The sequence below is a fragment of the Streptomyces durbertensis genome, assembly GCF_014156695.1.
Lineage (GTDB): Bacteria > Actinomycetota > Actinomycetes > Streptomycetales > Streptomycetaceae > Streptomyces > Streptomyces durbertensis.
In genome coordinates, this window is sequence record NZ_WMLF01000295.1 from 1 (window position 1) to 6,852 (window position 6,852).

The following is a 6,852-nucleotide window of genomic DNA, read 5'->3' on the forward strand; positions in this document are numbered from 1 at the left end:
ACCTGGGAAGTGCCTCCGACGGTGGCAGAAACAAGGACCTCGACAATCCTCATTCTTGCTGGTCAGAGGCACTTCTCGCTTACCTGACCACCCGTCGGACAGACCGCTTCATGAAAGCGCGAGGCTAATGTCGGGGTGCTGCGAGCAGGCAGATCATCCACGGAGATGGGCGCCTCGTCTTGGTTCGCGGTGGGGTCTTCCCATGTCCTTCTGGGTAGCCCGAGCATTTCACCAGGAATCCCGAATCCATCGGCCACGCGTTCGATGACGGCCTGGCCTCGGATCCCACGGACGCCACGGATGATGTCACTCACACGGGAGGTGGTCATCTTTCCTACCGCTGCGGCGATATCCGCGTAGCTGGACCCTGTGCGCCTGTTGACGAGGCGGAAGACTTCCTGGAAGTCCCGTGCAGCACAGGCTCGTCGCATGGCGTCGCTGTGCAACAGCGTGTCGGGGATGGTCAGCGGGTAACCGCTGCGCCTGGTCTCGCGGTCATCCAATGGGGCACACCTGCCGGGGCCGACGTGACGGGTTCCCAAGCTTAGTCCGTAACAGGGTTCCCCAACTGGGCCTGCGGGGTTCCCCGTTCGCTGTTCCGCGAACGGCTTGTGGTCATGAAGCTCATGGATGGCGCATGTCCGCGCCAAGTACGGGCCCCCGCGACCGTGCGACCGGTCCGGGGGCATGGCCACCAACCCCGTGGAGGTTGACGACAGTGTCCAAAGCTACAAGGAGACTCCTCGCACTGCTCCTGCGTCTGCTACTGCCCTCTACCGGCCGTCACCGAACGGCCGAACTCCGCTCAGCTCCCACTCGTGCTCAGCGAGCCCGGCGCCGCACGCTGTGGCTCGCCCTTCACGGCGTGGACGTCGACCTCCGTCCGATTCACGAGATGGAGGTGAGTGCGTAATGGAGTCGATCACCGCTCCCCGGCTGCTTCCTCGGCGCTCCCCAGAGGGCAAGCCCTGCTTTCTCACTTCTTCGGGCGATGGGTACGTGTCGCGACTCGCGGACGAGATGGAAGCCGTGCAACTCGCCATGGGCGAGAACGTACTTGACCACGCACGCACCGTGCTGGAGGACCCCAACGCGTCGGACGCAGAGCTGCGATACACCGGACACCGGCTTGCGGAGTGTCTCAAGGATGCTCTGCGCGTGGCCGAGTCGCGTGGGATGCGCCTCTCCGTCTCGGACGACGAGGGCGTCACTGAGGCATCTCAGTGACAGCAGCGCTGGGACTGGTGCTGGATCGACCATCGGGCTATTGCGGGTACTGCGCTGGCTGGTCTGAGGTCTGGTGCCCAGACTGCGGCGGTTTGCCTGTGCTGCCTCCGGTGGAGGACGCCTCGGCAAACGACTGCCGCACGTGTGCACCCAACGGCAAGGTCCCGTGCCCTGCGTGCGCGGACGGCACCTACGAGAAATGGAGAAGCTGAGACCACCCCCAGGAGGGGCTGAAAATCAGCCCGTCCTGGGGTACCTCCCGGCCGGAGGCTGGGGGAGTTTGAGGACGAGAGGCCCCCAGGCTGCGATACGGGTTCCGGGGCGGTCCCCCGATTTCGGGAAGAGGCGGGGTTGGGAAACAAGAAACCCTGCGGTCCCTGGCCCCGCCCGCCTTCATGGGCGCGGAGCTCGAGGCGTCGCCGGCAAGTTGCTGCTCTGTTCGCCCTGTGCTGGACTCGGAGGCGGGAGGCGTGGGTGGGAGGCGAGCATGGTTGATGCCCGAGCCATTCTGACGCGGGCGCGGCAGGGGTCCGCACCGGCGGGGTGGCGGGTGTTCACGAAGAGGCGGGGGAAGGTGTCCGGGTTTCTGCGTGGCACGTCGGGTGATCCGGACCCGCTGCTGGTCATCACGTCTGACGAGGTCGTCGAGTACAGGGACGAGCGCAGGCCGCTGACGGCCATCAGCTTCTCCGACCTGGACGGGGTGACGCTGAATGCGACAGCGCGCAGTCGTCACTCCGACAGCATGTTCGCGGATCTTGATGTGTGGCTGGATCTCGTTTATCGCGACGGGCGGAAGGAGAAGTGGCGGTCCGGGATTCTTGCGGATGATCTGCGGACGGTTCAGGGGTTCATCGAAGCGTACGCCGTTTACAGGAACAGGAATTTGTAGAGGGGTTGACTGGAAACCTGCGGCGGGCCGTCAGACGTAGCGTTCGAGGATGGAGGATTCGGCGAGGCGGGAGAGGCCCTCGCGGACCGAGCGGGCGCGGGCCTCGCCGACGCCTTCGACGGCCTGGAGGTCGTCGACGCTCGCGGCGAGCAGCTTCTGGAGGCCGCCGAAATGCTCGACCAGCCGCTCGATGACGGTGTTCGGGAGGCGCGGCACCTTCGCGAGCAGGCGGAAGCCGCGCGGGGAGACCGCCGAGTCGAGGGTTTCCGGGGCGCCGCTGTAGCCGAGTGAGCGGGCCACCGTCGGGAGTTCCAGGAGCTCGCTGTGGCTGAGCCGGTCGAGTTCGCCGAGCGCGCCGGGGACGGTGCGGGCCCGCTTGCCGCTGGGCTCGGGCACGTAGTCGCGGGCGACGAGTTCGCGCTCGGGCTCGACGCCGGCGATGAGTTCGTCGAGCTGGAGGGAGAGGAGGCGGCCGTCGGTGCCGAGTTCGACGACGTACTCGGCGATCTCGGTGGCGATGCGCCGGACCATCTCCAGCCGCTGGGAGACGGCGGCGACGTCGCGGACGGTGACCAGGTCCTCGATCTCCAGCGCGGAGAGCGTGCCGGCGACCTCGTCGAGGCGGAGCTTGTACCGCTCCAGCGTGGCGAGGGCCTGGTTGGCGCGGGAGAGGATGGCGGCCGAGTCCTCCAGGACGCGGCGCTGACCCTCCACGTAGAGGGCGATGAGCCGCATCGACTGGCTGACGGAGACGACGGGGAAGCCGGTCTGGATGGACACCCGCTGGGCCGTGCGGTGCCGGGTGCCGGTCTCCTCGGTGGGGATCGAGGCGTCCGGTACGAGCTGCACGCCGGCGCGCACGATCTTGGTGATGTCCTTGTCGAGGATGAGCGCGCCGTCCAGCTTGCACAGCTCGCGCAGCCGGGTCGCGCTGAACTCGACGTCCAGCACGAAGCCGCCGGAGCACAGCGCCTCGACGGTCTTGTCCATGCCGAGGACGATGAGTCCGCCGGTGTTGCCGCGCAGGACCCGCTCCAGGCCGTCCCGCAGGGCGGTGCCCGGGGCGACCGCGCTGAGGGAGGCGCGCAAGAGGCCGTCAGCGGTTCCGGCCCGTTCGTTGGCTGCCACGGCGCTCCTTCGGTCGTGCGGTTCGGGTGCCTGTCGGCGGTGTCTCCTGGACGGGCGTGACCGGGCCAAAGTCTACCGGCGCCGCCGCCCACCAGCCGAGTACTCCCCGCCGGAGCCGCTCCGCGCACGTGTTTCCTCCCGCCGTCCGGCCGGGACGGCGGGAACGACCCGGAACGGCGTGGAGTCGTCACGCACCGGCGCGTCAGGCCTCGGCGCCCTCCTGCGTTCGGGACGCGCCACCGCCGCGGGTGGTTCCCGCGCCGCGCGGGCGGCCGGTCGGGAGGACCCGCAGGGCCTCGCCGACGTCCGCCACCTCCAGGACCCGCATGCCGTCCGGGATGCGGCCGGGGTCGGCGGGGACCAGGGCGTGGGTGAAGCCGAGCCGGGCGGCCTCGGAGAGGCGGCGCTGTACTCCGGTGACCCGCCGCACCTCGCCCGCGAGCCCGACCTCGCCTATCGCGACGAGGTTCTTGGGCAGCGGGATGTCGCCGGCGGCGCTGGCCAGGGCCAGCGCGACGGCGAGGTCGGCGGCCGGTTCGGAGAGCTTCACGCCGCCCACGGTGGCGCTGTAGATGTCCCGTTTGCCCAGCGCGTGGATGCGGCCGCGCTGTTCGAGCACGGCGAGCATCATCGACACCCGGGAGGTCTCCAGGCCGGACGTGGTGCGGCGGGGGGAGGGGATCTGGGAGTCGACGGTGAGCGCCTGCACCTCGGCGACGAGCGGGCGCCGCCCTTCCAGCGTGACCGTCAGACAGGTGCCGGGGACCGGTTCGGAGCGGCGGGTGAGGAAGAGCCCGGACGGGTCGGCCAGCCCGACGATGCCCTCGTCGTGCAGCTCGAAGCAGCCGACCTCGTCGGTGGCGCCGTAGCGGTTCTTCACGCCGCGCACCAGCCGCAGCCGGGCGTGCCGGTCGCCCTCGAAGTGCAGGACGACGTCCACCAGGTGCTCCAGCAGCCGGGGGCCGGCGATGGTGCCGTCCTTGGTGACGTGGCCGACGAGGAGGGTGGCCATGCCGCGTTCCTTGGAGGCCCGGATCAGGGCGCCGGCGACCTCCCTGACCTGGGCGACGCCGCCGGGCGCGCCGTCGATCTCCGGGGAGGCGACCGTCTGCACGGAGTCCATCACCAGCAGGCCCGGCTTGACCTCGTCGAGGTGGCCGAGGACGGCGGACAGGTCCGTCTCGGCGGCGAGGTACAGGTGCTCGCTGAGCGCGCCGATGCGGTCGGCGCGCATCCTGACCTGCCCGGAGGACTCCTCGCCGGTGACGTACAGCGTGCGGTGCTCGGCGGTGGCCGCCTTGGCGGCGACGTCCAGCAGGAGCGTCGACTTGCCGACGCCCGGCTCGCCGGCGAGCAGCACCACGGCGCCCGGCACCAGGCCGCCGCCGAGGACGCGGTCCAGCTCCGGCACGCCGGTGCTCCGGGCCTCGGCCTGCCGGGCGTCCACCTGGGCGATGGGCAGCGCCGGCGCGGACACCCGGCCGGGCGCCGTGGTGCGCACGGCGGGCGCGCCGCCGGTCTCCTCGACCGTGCCCCAGGCGTGGCACTCGGGGCAGCGGCCGAGCCATTTGGCGGTGGTCCAGCCGCACTCGGTGCAGCGGTAGGAGGGGCGGTCCTTGGCGGACGACTTGCGGGAGGCCATGCGGGTCACCGTAGCGCCGGCCACCGACAACCGGCCGGGGCCGGGCGTGCGGGGCGCCGCGGGAGGGGTGGCCACGTCGTCGAACGAGGCGACGGCGTTGTCCCCCTTCGGGTGAGATTGTCACCCGTAAGGGTTAAAGGTTCGGTGGGAGGGGCGGTACGCACCCGCGCGCCCCCTAGCGTCTCGGCGTGATGAGCAGCAGGCGCGAGCACCCCACGAACACCACAAGCGCACCTCCCGCGCGCCGTGGCGCGCGGCGGAACGCCCAGCGGGCCGGCCTGCCCGATCGGGAACCGGCGGGCGCCGCCGTCGCCGAGGCCGTCGCGCCGCCGGCCGGTGTCGCGCTGTCCGGCTCGCCCTCCGGCTCACCGTACGGGTCCCCCTCGGCCCCGCTCTCCGGCTCTCCTTCGGGCCTGTTCGCCGACGCCGCGGAGTCCGGCACGGCGGCCGCCTCCGCCCCGACCGCCCACCCGGCATCCCATCCGGCCGACGATCCGGCCTCGGACGACGCTCATCTCGACGGCCTGTTCACCTACTGCCTCTCGGTGATGTGCGACCACGACGAGGCGGTCACCGCGCTCGGCCAGGCGCTGGCCATCGCCGAACGGCAGCGTGAGCGGGGGCGCGCGCCGGCGCACGCGCTGCAACGCCCCTGGCTGTACGCGCTGGCTCGCTGGTCCTGTCTGCGCCGCCTCAACGCGCTCCGCCAACAGGAGCGGGAGGGCCGACGCGTCCAGCCGGTGAAGGTCGTCGGGCCGCTGGCCACCCAGCGGCGCCGCGAGCTGGCCGCGCTGTCCTGGCCCGAGGCGGCCGGCACGACTCCCGAGCAGCGCGAGGCGCTGGAGCTGGCCGTACGCCACCGGATGCCGGTGGAGGAGGTCGCCGTCGTCCTCGGTCTGGAGATCCCCGCGGCGCGGCTGCTGCTGTCCGGCGCCGCCTGCGAGGTCGAACGCACCCGGGCCGCGCTGTCCGTCGTGGACAGCGGCGGCTGCGCGGCGATCAGCCGGCTCGGCGGGGACACCGGCCTGGTGCTCAGCGCCGCACTGCGCCGGGAACTGGTCCGGCACGTGGACGAGTGCCCGGCCTGCCGGCTGGTCGCCGAGCGGCACATGGCCGGCGAGCCCTGGCCGGGCACGTCACCGGGCCGTTCCCGGCCGCTGCCGGTGCTCGCCGCCTCCCGGCCCGTCGTGCACGCCGCTCTGGTGAGCGCGCTGCGGGCGCGCTCCCAGCCGATGCCGCGGTTCGACCGGCGCGGCTTCCCGCTGGAGGTCAAGGACCGTTCGGCGCGGCTGGAGAAGCTGCGCAGCCGCGCGGTGACCAGCACGGTGGTGGCGGCCGTGGTGGCGGCGCCGGTGCTGGCCCTGTGGGCCGCGTACCGGGGCGCGCCGCTGGTCGGCGAGGGCCGGGACGACGCGTCGGTGTCGGCACACGAGTCGGACGGCCCGGGCGTGGAGCAGTACCCGTACGAGAACGCCGGCAGCGCCGGCCGCGCCCCCGGCGCCGCGAAGGAGCGGGCCAGGCCCGGCGAGCGGCCGGAGGACGGCGCCTCGGTGACCGTCGAGGCGGAAGCCGAGCCCGACCCCGGAGACACGCCGGAGGACCCGGAGCGCTCTCCGGAGGAGAGCCCGCGCGCCCCCGAGGCCAGCCCGTCGGGGCCGTCGCCCGGCCGGCTGACCGTGCAGGCGCAGCCGGCCGACGGCGCCACGCTCATCACCCTCACCAACAGCGGCGGTACGGCGGTGAACTGGTCGGCGTACGCCGAGGGCCGCTGGCTGCGGCTCAGCCAGCGCTCCGGCACCCTGCAGCCCGGCGAGTCGTACACGATCACGGTCCGGGTCAACCGCCGCCGGGAACCGGCGGGCGACTGGGTCGCCCGGGTCCACATCGCGCCCGCCAACGCCGTGATCACGATCGAGGGGCGCGGCAGGACCCCGGACCCGGCCCCCTCGGAGCCGAACGAACC

At 72.2% G+C, this 6,852-nt stretch carries 6 protein-coding genes; 3 read left to right on the plus strand and 3 right to left on the minus strand.

Annotation, left to right across the window (positions count from 1 at the left end):
• Positions 1 to 62 precede the first annotated feature (62 nt).
• Positions 63 to 503 (minus strand): hypothetical protein, encoded by a 441-nt coding sequence (locus tag GL263_RS18375; RefSeq protein ID WP_228456628.1) that lies wholly within the window; start codon positions 501 to 503, stop codon positions 63 to 65.
• A gap of 409 nt (positions 504 to 912) precedes the next feature.
• On the opposite strand from GL263_RS18375, the gene GL263_RS18380 reads away from it, so the two are divergent.
• Entirely contained in the window at positions 913 to 1,227 is a 315-nt protein-coding gene (locus tag GL263_RS18380; protein WP_182856815.1) for a hypothetical protein, read from the plus strand.
• Between the two features lie 487 nt (positions 1,228 to 1,714).
• A complete protein-coding gene (locus GL263_RS18385) occupies positions 1,715 to 2,119 on the plus strand; it encodes a hypothetical protein (protein ID WP_182856816.1) in 405 nt (134 codons plus the stop codon).
• Positions 2,120 to 2,149: 30 nt separating this feature from the next.
• Here the strand turns inward: GL263_RS18385 and disA are convergent, their stop codons facing one another.
• Together disA and radA are read right to left on the minus strand one after the other, a co-directional pair.
• Entirely contained in the window at positions 2,150 to 3,208 is a 1,059-nt protein-coding gene (gene disA / locus GL263_RS18390; protein ID WP_182856819.1) for a DNA integrity scanning diadenylate cyclase DisA, read from the minus strand.
• A gap of 241 nt (positions 3,209 to 3,449) precedes the next feature.
• Positions 3,450 to 4,889: a DNA repair protein RadA gene (gene radA / locus GL263_RS18395; protein WP_182856817.1), complete on the minus strand. Its 1,440-nt coding sequence runs from the start codon at positions 4,887 to 4,889 to the stop codon at positions 3,450 to 3,452.
• A 191-nt stretch (positions 4,890 to 5,080) separates the two neighbouring features.
• On the opposite strand from radA, the gene GL263_RS18400 reads away from it, so the two are divergent.
• The coding region (locus GL263_RS18400) for a BACON domain-containing protein (RefSeq protein WP_182856818.1) at positions 5,081 to 6,852 on the plus strand (1,772 nt) is incomplete at its 3' end.

Excerpts from the sequence above, each read along its gene's own strand:
- GL263_RS18380 (WP_182856815.1), top strand. The coding sequence starts at position 913 with ATGGAGTCGATCACCGCTCCCCGGCTGCTTCCTCGGCGCTCCCCAGAG.
- GL263_RS18385 (WP_182856816.1), top strand. The coding sequence starts at position 1,715 with ATGGTTGATGCCCGAGCCATTCTGACGCGGGCGCGGCAGGGGTCCGCA.
- radA (WP_182856817.1), bottom strand. The coding sequence starts at position 4,889 with ATGGCCTCCCGCAAGTCGTCCGCCAAGGACCGCCCCTCCTACCGCTGC.